The sequence below is a fragment of the Niallia sp. FSL W8-0951 genome, from assembly GCF_038006525.1.
GTDB lineage: Bacteria > Bacillota > Bacilli > Bacillales > Cytobacillaceae > Niallia > Niallia circulans.
In genome coordinates this window covers 53,619-75,221 of sequence record NZ_JBBOVK010000003.1, presented here as the reverse complement: position 1 = coordinate 75,221, position 21,603 = coordinate 53,619, and the positions used below count along the sequence as shown (strand labels likewise).

The 21,603-nt window shown below is 39.7% G+C and carries 17 protein-coding genes and 2 rRNA genes; 4 read left to right on the top strand and 15 right to left on the bottom strand.

Going from position 1 to position 21,603, the window contains the following annotated elements; genetic code table 11:
- Positions 1–78 precede the first annotated feature (78 nt).
- From NSS71_RS22670 to NSS71_RS22660, 3 genes are all read right to left on the bottom strand, one after another.
- Positions 79–3,014 (bottom strand): 23S ribosomal RNA (locus tag NSS71_RS22670).
- 360 nt (positions 3,015–3,374) lie between these two features.
- Positions 3,375–4,922, bottom strand: a 16S ribosomal RNA gene (locus NSS71_RS22665).
- Together the 16S and 23S rRNA genes form the textbook arrangement of a ribosomal RNA operon.
- A gap of 264 nt (positions 4,923–5,186) precedes the next feature.
- On the bottom strand, positions 5,187–5,426 hold the full coding sequence (locus NSS71_RS22660) for a hypothetical protein (RefSeq protein WP_047943748.1): 240 nt from the start codon (positions 5,424–5,426) through the stop codon (positions 5,187–5,189).
- A 140-nt stretch (positions 5,427–5,566) separates the two neighbouring features.
- Between NSS71_RS22660 and pdaB the strand changes: the two genes are divergently transcribed.
- Positions 5,567–6,316 (top strand): polysaccharide deacetylase family sporulation protein PdaB, encoded by a 750-nt coding sequence (gene pdaB, locus NSS71_RS22655; protein WP_047943747.1) that lies wholly within the window; start codon positions 5,567–5,569, stop codon positions 6,314–6,316.
- A 175-nt stretch (positions 6,317–6,491) separates the two neighbouring features.
- Positions 6,492–7,061 (top strand): spore germination lipoprotein GerD, encoded by a 570-nt coding sequence (gene gerD / locus NSS71_RS22650; protein ID WP_047943746.1) that lies wholly within the window; start codon positions 6,492–6,494, stop codon positions 7,059–7,061.
- Between the two features lie 43 nt (positions 7,062–7,104).
- Here the strand turns inward: gerD and NSS71_RS22645 are convergent, their stop codons facing one another.
- The 5 genes from NSS71_RS22645 to NSS71_RS22625 form a co-directional block, all read right to left on the bottom strand.
- Positions 7,105–8,160, bottom strand: a complete 1,056-nt coding sequence (locus NSS71_RS22645) for a P-loop NTPase (RefSeq protein WP_047943745.1) — start codon at positions 8,158–8,160, stop codon at positions 7,105–7,107.
- A 143-nt stretch (positions 8,161–8,303) separates the two neighbouring features.
- Entirely contained in the window at positions 8,304–9,023 is a 720-nt protein-coding gene (cwlD, locus tag NSS71_RS22640) for an N-acetylmuramoyl-L-alanine amidase CwlD (protein WP_047943750.1), read from the bottom strand.
- A gap of 121 nt (positions 9,024–9,144) precedes the next feature.
- The gene (locus NSS71_RS22635) at positions 9,145–9,585 is read right to left on the bottom strand and encodes a DUF2521 family protein (RefSeq protein WP_047943744.1); all 441 of its coding nucleotides are present in this window, start codon (positions 9,583–9,585) and stop codon (positions 9,145–9,147) included.
- A 92-nt stretch (positions 9,586–9,677) separates the two neighbouring features.
- A complete protein-coding gene (locus NSS71_RS22630) occupies positions 9,678–11,180 on the bottom strand; it encodes a PH domain-containing protein (protein WP_061800902.1) in 1,503 nt (500 codons plus the stop codon).
- Positions 11,180–11,674: a PH domain-containing protein gene (locus NSS71_RS22625; RefSeq protein WP_061800903.1), complete on the bottom strand. Its 495-nt coding sequence runs from the start codon at positions 11,672–11,674 to the stop codon at positions 11,180–11,182. Before NSS71_RS22625 ends, NSS71_RS22630 begins: the two co-directional genes overlap by 1 nt.
- A 225-nt stretch (positions 11,675–11,899) precedes the next feature.
- Here NSS71_RS22625 and NSS71_RS22620 point away from each other — a divergent pair, with 225 nt between their 5' ends.
- A complete protein-coding gene (locus tag NSS71_RS22620) occupies positions 11,900–12,172 on the top strand; it encodes a hypothetical protein (protein WP_061800904.1) in 273 nt (90 codons plus the stop codon).
- A gap of 632 nt (positions 12,173–12,804) precedes the next feature.
- Here NSS71_RS22620 and NSS71_RS22615 read toward each other — a convergent pair.
- The 4 genes from NSS71_RS22615 to NSS71_RS22600 form a co-directional block, all read right to left on the bottom strand.
- Positions 12,805–13,728, bottom strand: coding sequence for a BtrH N-terminal domain-containing protein (locus tag NSS71_RS22615; RefSeq protein WP_144546879.1), 924 nt, complete (start codon positions 13,726–13,728; stop codon positions 12,805–12,807).
- 779 nt (positions 13,729–14,507) lie between these two features.
- Complete coding sequence (locus tag NSS71_RS22610; RefSeq protein ID WP_061800906.1) at positions 14,508–15,914, bottom strand: M24 family metallopeptidase; 1,407 nt, start codon at positions 15,912–15,914, stop codon at positions 14,508–14,510.
- A gap of 204 nt (positions 15,915–16,118) precedes the next feature.
- On the bottom strand, positions 16,119–17,507 hold the full coding sequence (locus tag NSS71_RS22605) for a serine hydrolase domain-containing protein (protein ID WP_061800907.1): 1,389 nt from the start codon (positions 17,505–17,507) through the stop codon (positions 16,119–16,121).
- Positions 17,508–17,611: 104 nt separating this feature from the next.
- Positions 17,612–18,385, bottom strand: a complete 774-nt coding sequence (locus NSS71_RS22600) for a MerR family transcriptional regulator (protein ID WP_061800908.1) — start codon at positions 18,383–18,385, stop codon at positions 17,612–17,614.
- 552 nt (positions 18,386–18,937) lie between these two features.
- Between NSS71_RS22600 and NSS71_RS22595 the strand changes: the two genes are divergently transcribed.
- Positions 18,938–19,141 (top strand): hypothetical protein, encoded by a 204-nt coding sequence (locus tag NSS71_RS22595; RefSeq protein ID WP_061800909.1) that lies wholly within the window; start codon positions 18,938–18,940, stop codon positions 19,139–19,141.
- 158 nt (positions 19,142–19,299) lie between these two features.
- Here the strand turns inward: NSS71_RS22595 and NSS71_RS22590 are convergent, their stop codons facing one another.
- From NSS71_RS22590 to NSS71_RS22580, 3 genes are all read right to left on the bottom strand, one after another.
- Entirely contained in the window at positions 19,300–19,677 is a 378-nt protein-coding gene (locus NSS71_RS22590) for a VOC family protein (RefSeq protein WP_061800910.1), read from the bottom strand.
- A 161-nt stretch (positions 19,678–19,838) separates the two neighbouring features.
- Positions 19,839–20,216 carry an iron chaperone gene (locus NSS71_RS22585; RefSeq protein ID WP_341152059.1) on the bottom strand — a complete coding sequence of 126 codons (378 nt, stop codon included), beginning with the start codon at positions 20,214–20,216 and terminating at the stop codon, positions 19,839–19,841.
- A gap of 169 nt (positions 20,217–20,385) precedes the next feature.
- A complete protein-coding gene (locus NSS71_RS22580) occupies positions 20,386–21,201 on the bottom strand; it encodes a CPBP family intramembrane glutamic endopeptidase (RefSeq protein ID WP_061800911.1) in 816 nt (271 codons plus the stop codon).
- Positions 21,202–21,603 lie beyond the last annotated feature (402 nt).

The following is a 21,603-nucleotide window of genomic DNA, read 5'->3' as shown; positions in this document are numbered from 1 at the left end:
GATTATGGTAAGAAGAAAGAAACAAGTAATCATTTTGTCCAGCTTATCGCCGATTAACAGGCGTTTCCGCTTTTCATTTTAGTTAAGTCCTCGATCTATTAGTATCAGTCAGCTCCACATGTCGCCACGCTTCCACCTCTGACCTATCAACCTGATCATCTTTCAGGGATCTTACTAGCTTGCGCTATGGGAAATCTCATCTTGAGGGGGGCTTCATGCTTAGATGCTTTCAGCACTTATCCCTTCCGCACATAGCTACCCAGCGATGCCTTTGGCAAGACAACTGGTACACCAGCGGTGCGTCCATCCCGGTCCTCTCGTACTAAGGACAGCTCCTCTCAAATTTCCTACGCCCACGACGGATAGGGACCGAACTGTCTCACGACGTTCTGAACCCAGCTCGCGTACCGCTTTAATGGGCGAACAGCCCAACCCTTGGGACCGACTACAGCCCCAGGATGCGATGAGCCGACATCGAGGTGCCAAACCTCCCCGTCGATGTGGACTCTTGGGGGAGATAAGCCTGTTATCCCCGGGGTAGCTTTTATCCGTTGAGCGATGGCCCTTCCATGCGGAACCACCGGATCACTAAGCCCGACTTTCGTCCCTGCTCGACTTGTAGGTCTCGCAGTCAAGCTCCCTTGTGCCTTTACACTCTACGAATGATTTCCAACCATTCTGAGGGAACCTTTGGGCGCCTCCGTTACTTTTTAGGAGGCGACCGCCCCAGTCAAACTGCCCACCTGACACTGTCTCCCACCCCGATCAGGGGTGCGGGTTAGAATGTCAATACAGCCAGGGTAGTATCCCACCAATGCCTCCACCGAAGCTGGCGCTCCGGCTTCCAAGGCTCCTACCTATCCTGTACAAGCTGTACCAAAATTCAATATCAGGCTGCAGTAAAGCTCCACGGGGTCTTTCCGTCCTGTCGCGGGTAACCTGCATCTTCACAGGTACTATAATTTCACCGAGTCTCTCGTTGAGACAGTGCCCAGATCGTTACACCTTTCGTGCGGGTCGGAACTTACCCGACAAGGAATTTCGCTACCTTAGGACCGTTATAGTTACGGCCGCCGTTTACTGGGGCTTCAATTCAGAGCTTCGCACTAACGTGCTAACCCCTCCTCTTAACCTTCCAGCACCGGGCAGGTGTCAGCCCCTATACTTCGCCTTGCGGCTTCGCAGAGACCTGTGTTTTTGCTAAACAGTCGCCTGGGCCTATTCACTGCGGCTCTCGCAGGCTTGCACCCGCAAGAGCACCCCTTCTCCCGAAGTTACGGGGTCATTTTGCCGAGTTCCTTAACGAGAGTTCTCTCGCTCACCTTAGGATTCTCTCCTCGCCTACCTGTGTCGGTTTGCGGTACGGGCACCCTAAATCTCGCTAGAGGCTTTTCTTGGCAGTGTGGAATCAGGAACTTCGGTACTATATTTCCCTCGCCGTCACAGCTCCGCTTATGTGGTAATGGGATTTGCCTCATTACCAGCCTAACTGCTTGGACGTGCTAATCCAACAGCACGCTTACCCTATCCTCCTGCGTCCCCCCATTGCTCAAACGATTTAAAGGTGGTACAGGAATATCAACCTGTTGTCCATCGCCTACGCTTTTCAGCCTCGGCTTAGGTCCCGACTAACCCTGAGCGGACGAGCCTTCCTCAGGAAACCTTAGGCATTCGGTGGATGAGATTCTCACTCATCTTTCGCTACTCATACCGGCATTCTCACTTCTAAGCGCTCCACCAGTCCTTACGGTCTAGCTTCAACGCCCTTAGAACGCTCTCCTACCACTGACATCATAGATGTCAATCCACAGCTTCGGTGATACGTTTAGCCCCGGTACATTTTCGGCGCAGAGTCACTCGACCAGTGAGCTATTACGCACTCTTTAAATGGTGGCTGCTTCTAAGCCAACATCCTGGTTGTCTAAGCAACTCCACATCCTTTTCCACTTAACGTATACTTTGGGACCTTAGCTGGTGGTCTGGGCTGTTTCCCTCTTGACCACGGATCTTATCACTCGTAGTCTGACTCCCAAGAATAAGTATTTGGCATTCGGAGTTTGTCTGAATTCGGTAACCCGATGGGGGCCCCTAGTCCAAACAGTGCTCTACCTCCAATACTCTAAATCTTGAGGCTAGCCCTAAAGCTATTTCGGAGAGAACCAGCTATCTCCAAGTTCGATTGGAATTTCTCCGCTACCCACACCTCATCCCCGCACTTTTCAACGTGCGTGGGTTCGGGCCTCCATCCAGTGTTACCTGGACTTCACCCTGGACATGGGTAGATCACCTGGTTTCGGGTCTACAACCACATACTATTTCGCCCTATTCAGACTCGCTTTCGCTGCGGCTCCGTCTCTTCAACTTAACCTCGCATGTAATCGTAACTCGCCGGTTCATTCTACAAAAGGCACGCTATCACCCATAAATGGGCTCTAACTACTTGTAGGCACACGGTTTCAGGATCTATTTCACTCCCCTTCCGGGGTGCTTTTCACCTTTCCCTCACGGTACTGGTTCACTATCGGTCACTAGGGAGTATTTAGCCTTGGGAGATGGTCCTCCCTGCTTCCGACGGGATTTCTCGTGTCCCGCCGTACTCAGGATACACTCAAGAGGGAACGAAGTTTCGACTACAGGGTTTTTACCTTCTACGACTGACCTTTCCAGATCGATTCGTCTACCCCGTTCCTTTGTAACTCCATATAGAGTGTCCTACAACCCCAAGAGGCAAGCCTCTTGGTTTGGGCTAATCCCGTTTCGCTCGCCGCTACTCAGGGAATCGCGTTTGCTTTCTCTTCCTCCGGGTACTTAGATGTTTCAGTTCCCCGGGTCTGCCTTCAGTACCCTATGTATTCAGGTAAAGATTCTATCCCATTACGGATAGAGGGTTTCCCCATTCGGAAATCTCTGGATCAAAGCTTACTTACAGCTCCCCAAAGCATATCGGTGTTAATCCCGTCCTTCATCGGCTCCTAGTGCCAAGGCATCCACCGTGCGCCCTTTCTAACTTAACTTAATTTCGACCAAAGATAAGCGGCGTATCTCTTCGTCAGCTTCTTCACTCTGCTCCTCACGTACTGTCGTACGCTCCGGTGCTCGTTCGGTCGCTTCCTTGACCTACTTGCTTCTCTTTGCTCTCCAATCTTTGAAGGAGTATTCGTTTAATACGACTACTTTTCAAAGAAGTAATTCTCTAAATAGAGAATCTAAGATGGCGATTACTCGGTTTCTTTCTTGGTTCTTACTTTTCATAATCTAGTTTTCAAGGAACAATCAGGCTTATTCAGCCTATCATTTTGAGGAATTACTCCCTCAAAACTGAACAATCAAATCGTCAACAATCTTTGATGGAATGTAAATTCCATTTTCCTTAGAAAGGAGGTGATCCAGCCGCACCTTCCGATACGGCTACCTTGTTACGACTTCACCCCAATCATCTATCCCACCTTAGGCGGCTGGCTCCAAAAGGTTACCCCACCGACTTCGGGTGTTACAAACTCTCGTGGTGTGACGGGCGGTGTGTACAAGGCCCGGGAACGTATTCACCGCGGCATGCTGATCCGCGATTACTAGCGATTCCAGCTTCATGTAGGCGAGTTGCAGCCTACAATCCGAACTGAGAATGGTTTTATGGGATTTGCTCGACCTCGCGGTATTGCTGCCCTTTGTACCATCCATTGTAGCACGTGTGTAGCCCAGGTCATAAGGGGCATGATGATTTGACGTCATCCCCACCTTCCTCCGGTTTGTCACCGGCAGTCACCTTAGAGTGCCCAACTGAATGCTGGCAACTAAGATCAAGGGTTGCGCTCGTTGCGGGACTTAACCCAACATCTCACGACACGAGCTGACGACAACCATGCACCACCTGTCACTCTGTCCCCCGAAGGGGAACGTCCTATCTCTAGGAGTGTCAGAGGATGTCAAGACCTGGTAAGGTTCTTCGCGTTGCTTCGAATTAAACCACATGCTCCACCGCTTGTGCGGGCCCCCGTCAATTCCTTTGAGTTTCAGCCTTGCGGCCGTACTCCCCAGGCGGAGTGCTTAATGCGTTTGCTGCAGCACTAAAGGGCGGAAACCCTCTAACACTTAGCACTCATCGTTTACGGCGTGGACTACCAGGGTATCTAATCCTGTTTGCTCCCCACGCTTTCGCGCCTCAGCGTCAGTTACAGACCAAAGAGTCGCCTTCGCCACTGGTGTTCCTCCACATCTCTACGCATTTCACCGCTACACGTGGAATTCCACTCTTCTCTTCTGCACTCAAGTCCCCCAGTTTCCAATGACCCTCCACGGTTGAGCCGTGGGCTTTCACATCAGACTTAAAGGACCGCCTGCGCGCGCTTTACGCCCAATAATTCCGGACAACGCTTGCCACCTACGTATTACCGCGGCTGCTGGCACGTAGTTAGCCGTGGCTTTCTGGTTAGGTACCGTCAAGGTACAAGCAGTTACTCTTGTACTTGTTCTTCCCTAACAACAGAGTTTTACGATCCGAAAACCTTCATCACTCACGCGGCGTTGCTCCGTCAGACTTTCGTCCATTGCGGAAGATTCCCTACTGCTGCCTCCCGTAGGAGTCTGGGCCGTGTCTCAGTCCCAGTGTGGCCGATCACCCTCTCAGGTCGGCTACGCATCGTCGCCTTGGTGAGCCGTTACCTCACCAACTAGCTAATGCGCCGCGGGCCCATCTGTAAGTGACAGCGTAAACCGTCTTTCAGCTTTTCCTCATGAGAGGAAAAGGATTATCCGGTATTAGCTCCGGTTTCCCGAAGTTATCCCAGTCTTACAGGCAGGTTGCCCACGTGTTACTCACCCGTCCGCCGCTAACTTTAAAAGCAAGCTTTTAAAGTCCGCTCGACTTGCATGTATTAGGCACGCCGCCAGCGTTCGTCCTGAGCCAGGATCAAACTCTCCAATAAAGAGTTGATTAGCTCATTGCTAAACTCTAGCTTTTTGTTACTTTTTTGTTTTACAACATTCGTTATAAAACGATTATTGTTGACGTTTGTTTGTTCAGTTTTCAAAGAGCAATTGATTGGCCGCTCAACAAGCGACTTTATTAATTTAACACACCCAAACCTAAGAGTCAACTACTTTTTTATTTTCTTATTCATTGATTTCTCTCATGTCGAAGTGACGTTTATTAATATACCAAGATAACTATTATTCGTCAACAGTTTTTTTCACATTTTATATTTTTCATCCAACAGTTTACTTTCTGGCAGGATATATGCCAGACATTCTTTAGGGGAAGCCACTCTTTTAAGTAAAATAAATAAATTCTTATACCTTTCAACCATCGCCTTTTTCACAGCAAGATCAATTCTTTTATCTCCTAAATCTAATAAAATTTCATCCAATTCCCTTTTTATTAGATATTCAATCTCTTTTATTTCCTTTTTATTTAATAATAATCCAATCATTACTAATCCTCCTGCTGCATCCATATTTTGGTCTCTGTATTATGTACTAGTTTTTCTTTTTTTATAAAAGTTTTGTCATTATTTTTTTCTTTTCAACATAAATATGAGACGAGCAGTAAAGTGGACGAGGTGACAAACAGATGAATATTTTCTATGTTCTTAACAGTAAATCCTTAAAACAAATGGCATTGATAGTTGTAGTATCCTTCTTCACAGCCTGGTTTTTGTATGTGGAAAATATTGTCCAAATCCCTGTATTTTCTTCAAAGGATGGACCAAAGGCTGTTTATAAAGGGGAAAAGGGAGTTGCACTCACCTTTAATATTGGATGGGGTGACAAAAAAGCAGAACCAATTCTTGATATCTTGAAAGAAAAGAAAGTGAACGCAACATTTTTTCTTGCTGGTTCATGGGCAGAAAGGCATCCTGAATTAGTCAGCAGAATGGTAAAGGAAGGACATGAAATTGGAATACTAGGTTATGACTATGTGGACTATTCTGAAGTAAAAGAAGAAAAAATTCGCCAAGACATATCTAAAGCAAAAACGGCATTTCAAAAATTAAAAGTCGAAAATATTTTATTAGCTAGAGCCCCAACTGGTCATTTCAGCCAATCTACCTTAACTATTGCAGACCAATATGATTATACATTAGTCCACTGGAGCATCGACTCTAAGGATTGGACCAATCCCGGAGCACAACAAATCATTAAAAAAGCTGCTTCAGCTAAAAAAGGGGACATTGTTTTATTACATGCTTCTGATTCTGCCAAACAAACTGCAAAAGCCCTACCAGAGATTATTGGTAAATTACAAAAAAAGAACTTAAAGTTTGTTACTGTTTCAGAAATGATTTCCAACGCTGATTCCAAATCGAAAGAAGTACATTAAATCAAAAAAGCTGTGCCTTAAGTTAGAGGGAATCGATTGAATAAAGATCGAGAAACTCTTTTAGGGTCAGTTTTTTTCTTTCTTATTTCATTATCTTTTCCTTACCATCAGGAATAAAAATTCAAAAAGAATCCATTCTACTTAATAGATATCTTTAATGAAAGAGGTAATTATCATGCTAAAAAAAGGGATTACCCTCCTGCTAGTCATTTCTTTATTAAGCGGATGCTCAGAAAGTGAAAATTCTCAACAAATGGACTATGATCAAACGAAAAAAATGATTGTGGATATATTAAAAACAGATGAAGGGAAAAAAGCTATTCGTGAAGTAATGAACGATGAAGAAATAAAACAAAACTTGGTTATGAATGAAAAAGCAGTAACAAACACAATAGAAAAAACACTTGTTTCTGACAAGGCGGCTGAATTTTGGCAAAAGAAATTCAAAGATCCTGAGTTTGCTGAAACAATGGCAAAAAGCATGAAATCCGAAAATGAAAAATTGATCAAAGACCTAATGAAGGATCCAGGATATCGGAAAATGATGGTCGAGTTGCTGCAAGATCCTTCACTAGAATCAGAAATGAAGAACATTTTAAAAAGCACAGAATATAGAGAGCATGTAGAACAAATCCTCCAAGAAACAATGGAAACACCTGAATTCAAGTCCAAATTTAAAGAATTACTAGATAAAGCTGCGAAAGAAGCCTCTTCCTCTTTATTATCTGAAGAAAATAAAATATAAAAAGAGGTACCTTCAAAGGAAGGTACCTCTTTGCTATCAGCAGTTAGTTTTCTACTCTATCTACTGCCATCTCTAACACTTCTACTATTTGTTCAGCAATCCCCTTATATCTTTCACCAATAGGATGCGTTTCTTTATAGACGGATGGAGCAAAATCCTCTTCATTCCAATCTGGCTGCCCCAATGGCAGTTCTCCAAGTAAGGGTACCTCCAAATCCTTTGCTAATTTCTTTCCTCCCCCCTTGCCAAACACATATTCCTTTTCCCCTGTTAAACGGCTTTCAAAATAAGACATATTTTCTATGACACCTAATATCTCATGTTCTGTTCTTAATGCCATCGCTCCAGCACGTGCTGCAACAAACGCAGCAGTTGGATGAGGTGTTGTTACGATAATTTCTTTACTTGTCGGCAGCATAGAGTGGACATCTAGGGCCACATCACCTGTTCCTGGTGGTAAATCTAATAGGAGATAATCAAGCTCTCCCCATTCTACTTCATCCATAAAGCTTGTCAGCATTTTACCAAGCATTGGCCCTCTCCAGATAATAGGCGTATTATCTTCAACAAAGAATCCCATCGAAATAACTTTAACCCCAAAACGCTCAACCGGAATAATACGCTCCTTTATTACTTCTGGTCTATTCGTGATCCCCATCATATCTGGAACACTAAAACCATAAATGTCAGCATCCAGTAACCCAACTTTTTTCCCCATCCTTGCTAAAGAGACAGCTAAATTTACGGAAACCGTTGATTTTCCTACTCCACCTTTCCCACTAGCAATGGCAATATAAATTGGCTTCTTCTCTTCAGATTCTGTTTCCTTTATTATTTCCTCTACAAGCGCACTAGATAATTCCGTAAAACGTAACCCAACACTTTCTACTCCTCTTTCTTTAAGCGCGCTGACAATTTGATTTTGCAACTCGATTTGATAGGCGGAACCAAGCTTTGCTACAGCAACCTTTAAACTGGCATGCCCTTTTTCTTCATTCCATTTGACATCTTTCACTGCGCTCAGTTCAAGCAATGATTTATGTAAAAAAGGATCGATCATATTCTCCACTATCTTCTCAATTTCTTCTTTTGTTATCATGACGCAATCCCCTTTCCTATTTTTACTAACAGTATAGCATAAAAATAGTTATCGTTTACATTCTGAAGATTCAAACGTTATTACCAGCATTTATTTCCCGGGAATAGAATCGACAAAAATAAGAATAGAGACATGATTCGTCTCTATTCTTGAATTTCAAGTTCCTCTTCATTTGTAAAAAAGCGATTAACCCCTTTATAAATAGACGCTGCTATTTTCTCCTGATAGTCTTCTTTCATAAGATTTGCCTTTTCTTGTGGATTTGATAAGAAACCTACCTCCACTAGCACTCCTGGTCTCTCGGCATATTTAAGTATGTATACACTCTCCAGCGTTTTTGCCTTTCGGGTAGTATTCTCTAAGTTATCAATTAATTCGTCTTGAATAAACTTGGCAGCTCTATCGTTTCCTTCTTGCTTAGAGGAATAGAAGGTTTGTGCTCCACTCCATTTCGATGAAGGGATAGCATTTAAATGAATACTCAAGAATAAATCCGCATCCGATTTATTGATAATGCTTATTCTTTCTTTTAAATCCTCAACTTTTCGATTGCGATAGCCTTTCGTACTTTCACTAGCCAAATCCTTATCCACTTCTCTTGTCATGATGACTAACGCTCCTTGCTCTTGCAGATAATCTCGAAGCTTTAAGGAAACGCTTAAGGCAATATCCTTTTCCAATACCTCATTATCCCCTGCACCACCATCAGGCCCGCCGTGTCCAGGATCAATAATGATTACTTTTCCGGTTAATGGCAAATTCCAGGCATCCCATGAATCATCATTTGAGAAATCAAGTTGCAAAATAAAGAAAAGGAGTGCTAGTCCTAGGATATATATACTTATTTTCCACTTTTTACTCACAGTTAACCTCATTCCCCCCTATGCCCGTCCTTATTCATACTATATGGAGGAATACGAGGTTTTAGAACAGCAAGTCCTTCTTTCAGGTCATAACAAAAAGATGGCATCCTCATGCCATCTTTCAATGTAAGCGAAGCTTTCTTCTCTTATTCGCTTTCATATAACCTTCCAGCCACCATTCATCAACAAATTGTTCGCATAAATAGTAAAGGGATTCATTTTTATTGCTTTCCTCACTGCCCCAATAAAGAAGAAAATGATAAAGTGTTTCTTTTAAATGAACATCTTCTTCCTTGCATCTATTTTTTATAGCTTGAATTTCTTCGCCATATTCACTAAATTTACTGTAATTCGCTCCTAAAAGAAAGGCCTCTATTGCCACATCATAACATGCCTCTTCTATACCACTGTTCATTAAGATACTAGAAGTAAGGTTAGAGGAGCCAAAATAGTGAGCTACCTTTTCTTTTAATTCTTTAACGGATATTTCCTTAAGAACTGCTCTTTCATATTTTATTTGTTTCTCGCGTTTTTTTATATCAAAGCTGGTAATGACTGCCAATTGATTTCACCTCTTGCTGTTATTTTTCAACCAACAAGATGAGACGATACTAGTCTAACAAACCTTTTAGCATCCAATTAAAAGAATAGTTGCTATTTCAGTGCTTTCTTACCATTTTCATCTTCGTTGTTCTCTATATAACCTTTTACATGTATGTCACGCAGTCGCTTATTATACCAATGATAAAATTCACTAGCATCTGAAGCTGGAACATCGATTAAATCCGTTTGCTCAATCGGCTGCGATCGATTGATGAATTCAATAGTGGCAAGACCAAAATTCCTCTGTAACCGGGATCTCTTCACATTAACTTCCATAACCTTTGCTCTTTTTGTCAAAATTAATGTTGATTGCAGGGTCCCCTTCTTCACTTGAATAAATTCTTCATTTTGGATGTACCTGCTATTAAAGTAATCCAATACTCTCAACAAATAAATCCAAATAAACAATAATATCGCTATATACCATATCTCTGGCTTCCAATAGACAAGACCAATTGCTGAGATTATCCCAAAATAACTAGGTCTAAGCAGTCTGGCATATAGAGCTTTCTTAGGCAGCTTCTTCATTTGCTTTTTCAATCGATACGCCGGCAGAATCTTTTCTATGATTTCATATGCTTGGTTCACTGGCATATATGGGAACAAGGAGTTTACCTCTAAATCTTCATCCCCGATATCCCCGGCACTCACCAATTTCACCTCAGCTATTTTCAAAAGTCTTTGCATTGGAAGTTGGATCACTTTCACCGCCTGCACTTTCTCCTTTTGAATGGAAAAGGACGTTTCGGAAACTAGTCCTTTTTTTATATAAATCTTATCCTTATCAGAGGTTATTTGAAAACGGCCATATTTCCAGAAGGTCACACCAAGACCAAATAGAACCCCTATAATCAAAAGAGCAATGCTTACGCCAATTATCATCCAGATATGATCCAATAGATAAGTAAGAACCTTACTTGTCTCCACTTCCATTTGAAAGATTGATTCTATATTGGAGAAAAAAGAAATTAATAATGGAATTAGCGCTAAAAAGCTCAAAGAAGAAAAAGAAGCCTTCACTAAGTCTCTTCTTGTTACCTGAAAATGAACCGTTCTTTCGCTTCCAGCAACTGTTTTAGCTTCTTCTCCGTCTCCTGCTGAGACATTTTCCGGTTGATGGATATAAGACTCTAACCAATCTGCCTCTTTCTTGCGAATAACTGTTAAAGGTATAGAACTAGAATCTCCGGTCTCTCCTGTTTCCAATGTTAAGGAAGTTAGGTGGAGCCCTTTATGAAAAACAGAGGTGTGTCGATGTATATTTTGAATTTTATAAAAGGGGATTACTCGATGCGACTTTGTAAAAACCCCAGACCTTATATGTAGCGCTTCCTCTTCTACTGAATAAGTATGTGTAAACCAATCCAGTATGATGCTAAGAAGCTGCACAATTGCATAGAGGAGAAAGAGAACTTGGAATATCTTCATATACATTTTTTCAGATCCAAAATGTGACACAAATAAAATAATAAATAAGAAAAAATTACTTTTTACAAATCCAACTATATCAAAAACTATTTTAATCGGATGCTGCCGCTTCCTGATACCTTCCATTACTCCACTTCCTTAATCTTTGCAAAATGAGCAATTTGATCACGTAAACGATAAGCCTCTTCCTTTGGAATGGCAGGAATTTCATGCGAAGTGCCCATCGTCCCCACCGTTATGGAATATAATTGATATTTCCTTTGCAGTGGTCCTTGTGTTAATTCAACCGACTGTACTTTTGTCATCGGGATTAATTGATGATTCTCGACCATTACTCCCCATTTCAGTTGAATAAACTCTTCACTGACGTCATAACGCCAATAACGCTGTTTTAATGGCGGTGCAATAAAAATTCCCCATAATGCCGCCAAGATTGTTAATACGCCAAGACCTATAATGATTGGACCTATCCACGCCTTCCATGAAAAATAGAAATAGAGGAAGTAGCAGACACCCAATACCACAAGAATCGTACTATTAGATATCACCTCCGATATCCGCCATACTTTCACAGCCTCTTTAGATACTTTTTTTGTTGGTTCAGGGATAGAAAAATACATGTAAACACGCTCCTTAAATATTCTACTTATCTACGTTGCTTTAATGAAAAAAGTTTCCTCCAATGACAAAAAAATCTCCTTTTTCAAGGAGATTTCTTTATCATATTGACCTATGACCACGCATCCAAGCTTTTAGCTCTGTAAGAGAAGGAGTCTCATCCTCTTACTGCCACATAATTTCTTATCGTAACATCCTCGTATTTTTTTTCAAAGGGAGAGAAGAAAATGATAAAGTACTTAAAACTTATAGCTATACTTGCGACAATGTCATTTATTCTCATAGCCTGCAGTAATGATAAAAGTAAAATCAAGAGCAACTCGGAAAATAGCTCTATAGAAGAAAAACAGAATAACTCAGATGAGGATGACAACCAAGCAAGTGAACCAGATGATACAACAGCTGAGTCAGAAGGGAATAAAACCGACAGTAATGAGTTTAACGATAAACCTTCAAATAATAATAGTTCTAATAATCAGCCAGAAGAAAAAAAAGGGTAGTATATTATCTGCCTATTCTTCTAAAGAGATTGAGTATGCTCGCGTTTGGTTACAACTTATTAAAAAGGGGGATATTGAAGAATTACGCGTTCAGCATATTGCAGCTGGAGAACCAGTAAATCCTTAGGGTGAGAATAGTGTCCAATATCTGAAAGACATTATATCGTTATCAGGGAAAACAATGGCTGATGGTGCCATCACATAAGCGGGAATGGGGATGGCACCATCAATAAATATGATATTCCTTCCCATTAGCCGACTGCAGAACAAATAAAAGAACCTATGCAGGAATATACGAAAAACATTATTGAGTATCCAAAGGAAATCTATATTCAACCTGGTAATGACGAAGAAGTCGAAAAATTGATTAAAATAATTAAAACTGAATTCTAAAAGAATCCACTGATAATAGAATACTCTATTCACATACACGCAACCCTGTTCTGTCTACTTGTTTCCCGGTAATTAAAGTAGATAAGAACGGCAAGTTGCGTGCTAGCATTTAGCATTCCGAATGTATTAAAACTAACTTTAATTTAATAAATTTGCAGTAATGCTGCCCTTTAAAGGGAGGTTAACCCTTCTTATATCAACGCACTCGTTTGTTAAAGTGGAAATCTCTATAATTATAATTAGTTGCCGACTTTTAAAAGTCCCAATCTAAATTCCTCCTCTAAATCGGCTAGCCTCATTAACTTCTCCGATATACCTTTCCAATCTTTATTTACAGACATAGAATGACACATCCCAAGAACCCTAGCCTGTTCAATCTTCAACTCTGATAGACGTGAATGCCTATCTTTAAAATACACTGCATAATCGTTGGCTCTTCTTGCACTTAATTGGAAAAGGAAGAATGTTGTATGCCCTATAGTATCAGCTGTAATAGGGGCATTTAATAACTGATCCGCATAAAAACAAATTGCTTCCCTTCCAATTAACCCTATATCCGCTTTTTCGAATTCCCGATAAGTTCTCTTAAAGTAATCAATTGCTCTCTCATATATTTCGTTATTGTCTAATGTGACAACCTTTTTTGCTGTAGACCAATATTTATTGATTCCCTTCCTATATGGAATCCCTTCCGCCATCCAAGCCTTCTTAAATTGGTCCAGTGATAATGGAACAAATGGAAAGCCAGCTGGATCTTGTACATAAATATTTTTATTATCCATTTGATAAGCTAGCACATAATGGTCTGAACCATGTAAATTTTTATGATTCGGATGGTATGTTAGCTCCCCCATATCTAAAGGGCCTAGAATGACAGGGTTTTGTTTGATTTGCTTTTTTAACAACGTAAATGAGTCATCTAAGTCACTAGCTTGCTGATGCTCTTCTGCAGTAAATCCAAGGATGTTTAGAGCATAATTGATACCATCATCGGGATCTCTCATACTAAAAAAAAGGTTTTTTTCATTTTCTATCATGGCACCTAATCCAACACCAGTTAATACTTCTACAAGTTGAGGAGATACATTTTCTCCTATTGATGAAAGAAACATTGCAGTTGAATTTGAATAACAGTAATGGCCATTTCCTATATACATTAACATCACCTCCGAGTAGATAAGTTGATCTTACAATTTTGAAAATTGAAAAACAACATCAAACGTTATAATATTTCTTCTTGTATATCTTTTGTTTTGCCTTCTCGTCAAACTTCTTCGAGCTGTATACTTATACAATCTTGTATCGATAAAAATAAGGAAACTTCAGTATGAGAAATGGGATGCAACATGGAGAACTGCTAGCAATACAACCATAGTTAGACATTTAATTAGTTCTACTTTTGATATCACTTCGTTAAAAACACAAAATGCAAAATGTGATGTTTCTATTTGCCCATGATATAGATATTACCTATGTATCGAAACGTTTAGGACACAAAAATATTCAAACCACACCAAAATTATTATTTGGAATTAATGCAAAAAAGCACCAGCAAGCTGCTATATAATTATAACTGTGTCGGCATCCGGTAAATTCGCAGAATTATCACTTGATTTTGTTAAAAGTTTGCGAGGATATAAATTCTTAATAACTGGTAATCAGGACAAGAGTATAAAAATTGCTTATGAAAATATATTTTATATAAGCAAAAATAGCATTTCAAATGACTATCTTAGTATTTATGGAAAATATGGTATTACCTATATTTTAGATTTAATTTCTATGCAATATTTATTTTTATATGCTTAATTGATTTATTAATAATAAAACCTCCTTGTAATAAGTTTTCTGACAAGAAAATTTGGCTACAAGGAGGTGATAAGTATCCTATATTCAATTACATTACATGACTTTTTAAACTACTTTACGAAGAATCTTAAATTCAGCCATTATGATTGTAACAAAATGCAAGTTTTTTATTTAATAGATACGGTCTTAGATAAGCAACCGTACTGCATAATGGTAAAACATCATTACTCAATTTAATTCCAAGGAAATCATTAATATATTCTTTTCTTTTTTGAATCCTCATCCAAAGTTCAGGATAACTTTTTCTTATATCCTCTTTTAATGCATCGTCAGCTAGTGCAATTGTACTTTCAGCTGATACTCCATCATATCCAGCGACACGTGGTATTATATCAGTTTGAAAAATCATTCCGCTTTTAATAATTTCATCCGAGTTCTCATAAATCGGAGAGGCCAGCCACTCTTCATCAGCCGTCAAGTGTCCTGGGCATAGCTCCCAATGAAACACTTCTTTAGGAAGAACAGAATTAATAAAGCTATACATGTCCCCACCAGACATCCCAATTCGAATATTCTCAAGCCATGCTACAATAGCAGTGTAATAAGGAGCAGCTAAGTCTTCTACATAATTTTTTTTACTTTCTGGTAACTCAGAGCGTTCCATAACAGCATATCCTGCCCTACTGGATAATCCTCCTTTGTATCCCACAGTTAAAGAAATGGCATCTCCTTTCGTCACCTTTTTAGACATAGGGTATAAATTTCCCTTTTCAAATCTTTTACCCGTGGATGCTATCGTCACTACACTATTTCTTTGGCCTAAATCATTCAGTTCTTTACCTAGTTCCATTTCAGAGACACCAACATCTAATTTATTTATAGTACGCAAGATGCAATCCGACGCAAGAGATGCTCCAAACTCATAGTGTGCTATTTCATTTGCATTATTCACTCTCCGTACTCCACGGTTTCCAGCAATGAAAATATCTGTTCTATTAGTTAGGGAACCCTCCTTCCCAACAATATCTCTGATCGTATCCACAATAAAAGAAGGTGTATCAAAGAAATTTCGATTATTCTCAACTTTACTTGTGAAGTGCTTCCACCCCACTAAACCAATTTTCATCGATTCTCGGATTCCTGCTTTAAGAAAGACGCTTGAAAATGGAGTATCTGGTTCCATAGGCTGATTCGGTAAGGAAAAGTGCGGGCAATGTATTCCTTGGGCTGGAATTCTAGAGTATTGTGCCTTATTAAAGTTTTCATTTCCTAAGATTAGAAAGGCATTGCCTTTAGAGTGAAGAACCAATATAGCTTCTTCAAATCTTGGAACAAATCCCACTAAATATTCAAAGTTCCCACCATGTTCAAGATCTGCATATACCAATAACGCATCAAGCCCATCCATTCTCATCTCTTGCAATACATTTTCATATCTAGTCTTTATCGTTTCATCATCGATTAATAACGGTTCTCTACTGCAATCAGGCATTGGTGCTTCGATTTCTCTCAACTGTACATTTCTTGATTTATACTTCATATGTATATCCTTTCTCCATTTACTTTATTAGTAACAGTAAGTTTCTACTATAATACATTTTGCATATTCAATCATGCCCCGCTGCATGTCCATTTATCTACCATTTATTTTTTATTATTAAAAGTGACTATTTACTGTAACTGCCAAGATTGTCTCTTTAACTATAGTAATCTTTCCTGCCTATAAAAAGAGACCTTTTTGACTTCAATCAATACCTACCCTTTCCGCTACTTCCGGCTTAGCATTTGAATGCCAAATTAGACGCATGCCCTTGCCATCTTCATCGCTCTGAAACTCAAGTTCTGTAGCCGTTTGTTCCTCATAGTAGCATGTTGATGATAATGGCAGTAACTTTAGCAACATCCCATTTTCCATCCTCATATATAACTTGCCCTGCTCTACAAATACATCTAAATCAGAAGGATCTCCCTGTTCATTTGCAAATCTGTATTTTCCAAGCAATATCTCAGCATTTTTCAGATCAAGTGGAATGATTATCTTACTCTCTAAAGGCTTTGGTACCGTGTAAGCCTCCCCGCTCATAATCTGTTCAATGCTATTTACCAGCTGCTGTGTATAAGCATGATCCCGCTCGCCATTTTGCAGCATAATCAATGTGATATCACGCTCAATATAACGTTTAAACAATGTCGAGTATCCTGGCCAACCTCCACTGTGGTGGACGCTTTTCCCAAATCGCTCATCATCCTCGAGCAGCCAACCCATTCCATAATCAAATGACTCACCATTATTCATCATAACTGGAGAAAAAATCAACTGGCGCACGATCGGACTAATAAAATTATCATCATATAGGGCCATATCCAGTCGCAATAAGTCATCAGCAGTACTGTTGACCATCCCATCTCCTTGTAACCCATCTAAATATTTTACATAATTCAGTTCCGGTATATCATCAGGCAATACATATCCATCATGTTCAATTCTATAAACATACCCAAAAGCGTAATCATTTGGAACATCCCTTAGATCGACTCGACGATTATAGACCAGCGTTCGCTTCATCCGGAGAGGTTGAAAGATTTGTTCGTCCAAAAAGTCGCCGTAACTCTGACCACTTATCCGCTCTATGAGGATAGCTAGCAAAATATAACCAGTGTTGCTGTACAGCCAGTGCTCATTAGGAGCAAACAACGGCTCTGGCTGATGCTCAATCAGCATACGCAACACATCCTCATTACAAGCATAACGCATAGGATCCCATTTCTTTGCAAATAACTCCATATAATCAGGTAAGCCCGATGTATGACAGAGTAAATGACGTACTGTAATTCCTGGATACGGCAGTTCAGGAATCCAGTTAGCTATCGGATCATCCCAATCCAATTTCCCCTGTTGCTGCAAAAAGACAATACCTAGAGCAGTAATTGGTTTGGAAACAGAGGCCAGCTCGAACATAGAGCCTATCGTCAAGCGGCGGGCGCTACTATCATTGTATTCCGCTATCCCTATCGCTTCACATAACACTTTTTCCCCTTGAACAGCTACAAGAACCACACCATTGAAAATTTCTTGCTTTTTAACCTCTGTAAATAATGATGTGAATTGCTGCACCAACTCTTCTTTTTTCATTATTTTTCCACCTCAATTTATAATGATTTAAACAATTTGTCGCCTTCTTCCCGGGTCACACTCCACGAAATCGTCCATTATTCCGTTTTAAGTATCAGCCTTCTTTACAATTTTAGCTCTCCTTGTTCAGACATCATATATTTCGAAAAATAATGTTCCATTGCCTTGTCCAGCCAAGCGCTCTCCTTTTCATTGAAAGGCATCTCCACTAAATGCTCAAGTTTGGCATAATGCTCCTCATCCAAATTTCTTAAATTATCCATTGCCTTCTGATCAAAATTTGCCAGCGCCCAATTCACATATGCACAGATCACCGCCTCGGCCTCCTCCGAATCGATCGGACCTTCTGATAACCGTCTTACTGCTCGGGAGAATTGAACAGTTTTCGCATCCATTTTCGTCTGCGCCTCCGCTGACCGCTCAAACAGGGTTTGTACTGTATAATCGGATAGATGGTTCTCCACCCACTCCCGTTGCAAGCTTTCTTGATTCATATTATGAATTAAACTGAACATTAGTGGATGATCCAGCTGCTTTTCAGCTTGAATGATTGCAATCAAACGTCCTATTAACTCAAGAGATTCTTCCATCTTAACAAGCTTTAATTCCAATGCCTGTTGTTGCAAACTCAACATCTCAACAAGTGATTGATCATATTGGGGGACTTTGAGCAGTTCACCTATTTGATTTAAACTAAAGCCAAGTGACTTCAAACTTAATATTTTCTGTAGTTCCACCATGTCCTCGAGTTTATATATCCGATGCCCACTTGCCTGTCTATGAGGTTTTATAAGACCCATCTCCTCATAATAATGTAGCGTTCTTACCGGTATTCCCGTCAATTCAGAAAATTTACCAACTGAATAAGTTTCCTTCATAAGAATCGCCTCCCTTTGTTCCCATTGTAATACCTACAGTAACTGTAGGTGCAAGCCTTAATCATCAAAATGTTCATCCTTAGCCGATTAGCTGGATTTAGCAAGGCTTGTTAGAAAAACTGGGAGTCTAGAGACTCGGTAAGATTCGGTTATCTTTTCTAGCAGTATGGGATTATTGCGTTTATCGTTGTCCATATGTTATTTCACGTAATATGTATCCATGGGATAAAGTACACAACTCATTAATCCAACTGATATCCACCTTGTCACTTTTTGGAAAGCGAAACAGACTCGTGCTTATATTTTTTCAGTGGCCTCAATGAGAGATGTATTCGGACTGAACAAATGAAACGTGAAAGGCTCCTGTCCAAATAAGAGGTCTATTCGACCGGAACTAGTGAAACTTTTAAGAACCTAGTCCGAATAAGCTCCCAATTCGACCGGAACAAATGAGGTCTGCAAGAGTTCAATCCGATTAATAGCACCAATATAAAACAAACTGCCGGAACCAACATCAGTTGCTTTCTACCCAGACAGGAGATAAGTTGCATATTGGATTTTTTTATTGATCCCAATCGAAGAAAAATACATGAATTTCTGCAGTCATCTTGTTTACCATCTACTAAATCATCAACTGTTGAAAGAGAGAAAGGCTTGGATGAGATCATTGCTGTCAGTAAAAAAATGATCCTGCCAAATAAGGAGCGATACAGGAACATTGATGGAGAGCTCCTTAAGAACAATGTAACTAGATAACTATTTTTTAACTTTTAGTATGGAAACTCCTTAACAAGTCTCTCTTTGCATTCATTCACTTGTATAGTGATCGCCTTTCAACAAGTGGACATTAAAAACAATATTAATGGGTCAGTCCCCCGATTCTCTAACTATGCAGAGCGGGAGACTGACCCTTATTATTTATCTTCCCTTAACATATACTCGTTTCCATCTTGGTCATAAAATACGAACATATTTCCATATGGCATTTTTAATAACTCATCCACTTTTATCCCCTTTTGCTTCATATCCTCATAAGCCGCTTCAATATCAGCGGTACTGAAGAGAACAGATGGATGAGCAACTTTAGAGGGCTGTTGCTTCTCCATTAATGATTTAGAATAAAGGATTAACGTAGTAAATTCATCTTCATTAGGACCGACTTCGATCCACGTCGCATTAGGCCCCATCGGTTGTTCTAGCTTTAATATAAAGCCAAGCTTTTCTATCCAGAACGATTTTGCTTGTTCTTGGTCTTCTACATAGATGGTGATTTTACCAATTTTATTAATCATATAAATCTCCTCACTTACCTAAATTCTGAACCCCTGAACCGCTATTTTCAAGCTTTTGCATAATTTCTTCATCAGTTATCTTTTAACTAGCGGTCTTGTTCTATACTGTTGCAGCTGTCCATAAATATTTCAGCTCACAAAAAAGCTTCCATCCTATATGGCTAACATGCCGTATCTTCACCGGCACGCCACCTATCGACGGTTTTGTGGATAAATTGTGCCAACCCCGTATCTTCCATCTTTATCGATTTTTTAATGCGAATGCAGCCTTTCCCGTAATTATAGCCCGCTAGTAAGGCCTCTGCATTTTCGATTTTTTCTATTGTACCCACATAGAGGCTGACATAATGTTTTTGGGCATTTAATGCAAAAATATAGTTATCTTCTTTACCATAATTCAACATCTTATAGCGGATGACCTCTCCTAGTTCTGGTGCGTATGAAAAAATCATTTGTCGAATCGCGAGCAGTTTCTCTTTTCTCCAATCATCTTCAAGCATTTCCAAATATTCTTCAGCATTCTTTACATCATATTGCATGTTAAAGTTTCACCCCTGTATTTATGTTCTATTTTACTACTAACGTGTTCAGTTTAGTTTTTTTCATCTCTAGGTCATTCTATATCCATTAAAAATTTAAAGTCAGGCATTTAAAAATTCCTTTAACTATTCTTCGTTAAAGTGGTTAAACCGCGGAATTACAATCATGCTATAGCTTTCTAACTTGCATTATTGTCATGCTCTTTTTTTCATATATCACAACGGTTAAAATGGACACAAGAACGATCGCAGCATTTGCAGCAATAGTTCCCATCCAGGTCATCGTCATGGTGCCAAAGATAGGGGATGCTGCATTGAACATGGTGTGGAATAATACGGACATAAAGACAAAGCCTTTTCCTGAAATTTTGTAGATTGCCCCGTGGAAAAATCGAAAGGCCATGAGTTGAACTACAAACATCCAAAAGTTAATGAGCCCTTCACCATGATTCGTCCCCGGAATGAAGAAAAGAGGGATGTGCCATACAGTCCATATAATTCCGGTAAAAACAGAAGATAAAACAAAGCCGTATTTTTTGTCGAGTTTAGACTGCAATATGTACATCCAGCCAGCTTCCTCCAAGCCACCAATAATAAGATTACCAGGAAGTGAAAGAAAAAACGTATAAAATGGCAGCATCATTTCTAGGCGGTCTGAAACTACAATATGGATCAAGAAATACAGTGCAAGCCCTGCAACAACAAACAAATAGACAAATATGTTGTTTCTGACGTAGAAAACAGTTTTCAACCATTCCTTAAAATCAGCTATTTTTTTATTTTTCTTTAAAACGACATACGAAGCAATTGCAGGCGACAAAATATAGATTGCAAAAGGAATATTCATTAAGAATTGCTTGAATGTGTGAACCCAATTGTAAACCGAATATCCGAATGGTTCAAGAACAATCAAAGCACCAGACACAAAATAGGCTATGCTAAAAGTCAGTAGCGTAAATTGTACTGTGGTTTTTTTATCTATCATGGTATCTTCACCTCACATTATAGAGTATATTTTTTAAGGATTACACTTAATCTAGCATCAATGTGAATTAGCTTTTTTGTATTTACAAATTTTGAATTTAGCCTTGAATCCCAAAAGCTGCCTCTGTTGTCGTAAATTTAAGAAATCTAAATTTCGATTCAGCCTTTCCTTTACTTAAGAACAGTCAATCTTAATTCTGACCATAACATTTTTTCAATACTTCATCCTCCAAAAAATTTGCTCTCGCCAATTAAAGTTACCCTCTCAGTGTCTTTAAAGTAACAAACCCAATCTTTGAAATTATGTTCCAAGTATGTGAAGATATGAATGATTGGATGTAATAAAAAATATTTCTTTAAACCCCTGATTACAAAACATAGTATTAAACATGTTCTAGGGTAC

What these genes read in the sequence shown, in the direction of transcription:
- NSS71_RS22660 (WP_047943748.1), bottom strand. Translation starts at nt 5,426, where the DNA reads ATGATTGGATTATTATTAAATAAAAAGGAAATAAAAGAGATTGAATAT.
- pdaB (WP_047943747.1), top strand. Translation starts at nt 5,567, where the DNA reads ATGAATATTTTCTATGTTCTTAACAGTAAATCCTTAAAACAAATGGCA.
- gerD (WP_047943746.1), top strand. Translation starts at nt 6,492, where the DNA reads ATGCTAAAAAAAGGGATTACCCTCCTGCTAGTCATTTCTTTATTAAGC.
- NSS71_RS22645 (WP_047943745.1), bottom strand. Translation starts at nt 8,160, where the DNA reads ATGATAACAAAAGAAGAAATTGAGAAGATAGTGGAGAATATGATCGAT.
- NSS71_RS22630 (WP_061800902.1), bottom strand. Translation starts at nt 11,180, where the DNA reads ATGGAAGGTATCAGGAAGCGGCAGCATCCGATTAAAATAGTTTTTGAT.
- NSS71_RS22625 (WP_061800903.1), bottom strand. Translation starts at nt 11,674, where the DNA reads ATGTATTTTTCTATCCCTGAACCAACAAAAAAAGTATCTAAAGAGGCT.
- NSS71_RS22620 (WP_061800904.1), top strand. Translation starts at nt 11,900, where the DNA reads ATGATAAAGTACTTAAAACTTATAGCTATACTTGCGACAATGTCATTT.
- NSS71_RS22615 (WP_144546879.1), bottom strand. Translation starts at nt 13,728, where the DNA reads ATGTTAATGTATATAGGAAATGGCCATTACTGTTATTCAAATTCAACT.
- NSS71_RS22610 (WP_061800906.1), bottom strand. Translation starts at nt 15,914, where the DNA reads ATGAAGTATAAATCAAGAAATGTACAGTTGAGAGAAATCGAAGCACCA.
- NSS71_RS22605 (WP_061800907.1), bottom strand. Translation starts at nt 17,507, where the DNA reads ATGAAAAAAGAAGAGTTGGTGCAGCAATTCACATCATTATTTACAGAG.
- NSS71_RS22600 (WP_061800908.1), bottom strand. Translation starts at nt 18,385, where the DNA reads ATGAAGGAAACTTATTCAGTTGGTAAATTTTCTGAATTGACGGGAATA.
- NSS71_RS22590 (WP_061800910.1), bottom strand. Translation starts at nt 19,677, where the DNA reads ATGATTAATAAAATTGGTAAAATCACCATCTATGTAGAAGACCAAGAA.
- NSS71_RS22585 (WP_341152059.1), bottom strand. Translation starts at nt 20,216, where the DNA reads ATGCAATATGATGTAAAGAATGCTGAAGAATATTTGGAAATGCTTGAA.
- NSS71_RS22580 (WP_061800911.1), bottom strand. Translation starts at nt 21,201, where the DNA reads ATGATAGATAAAAAAACCACAGTACAATTTACGCTACTGACTTTTAGC.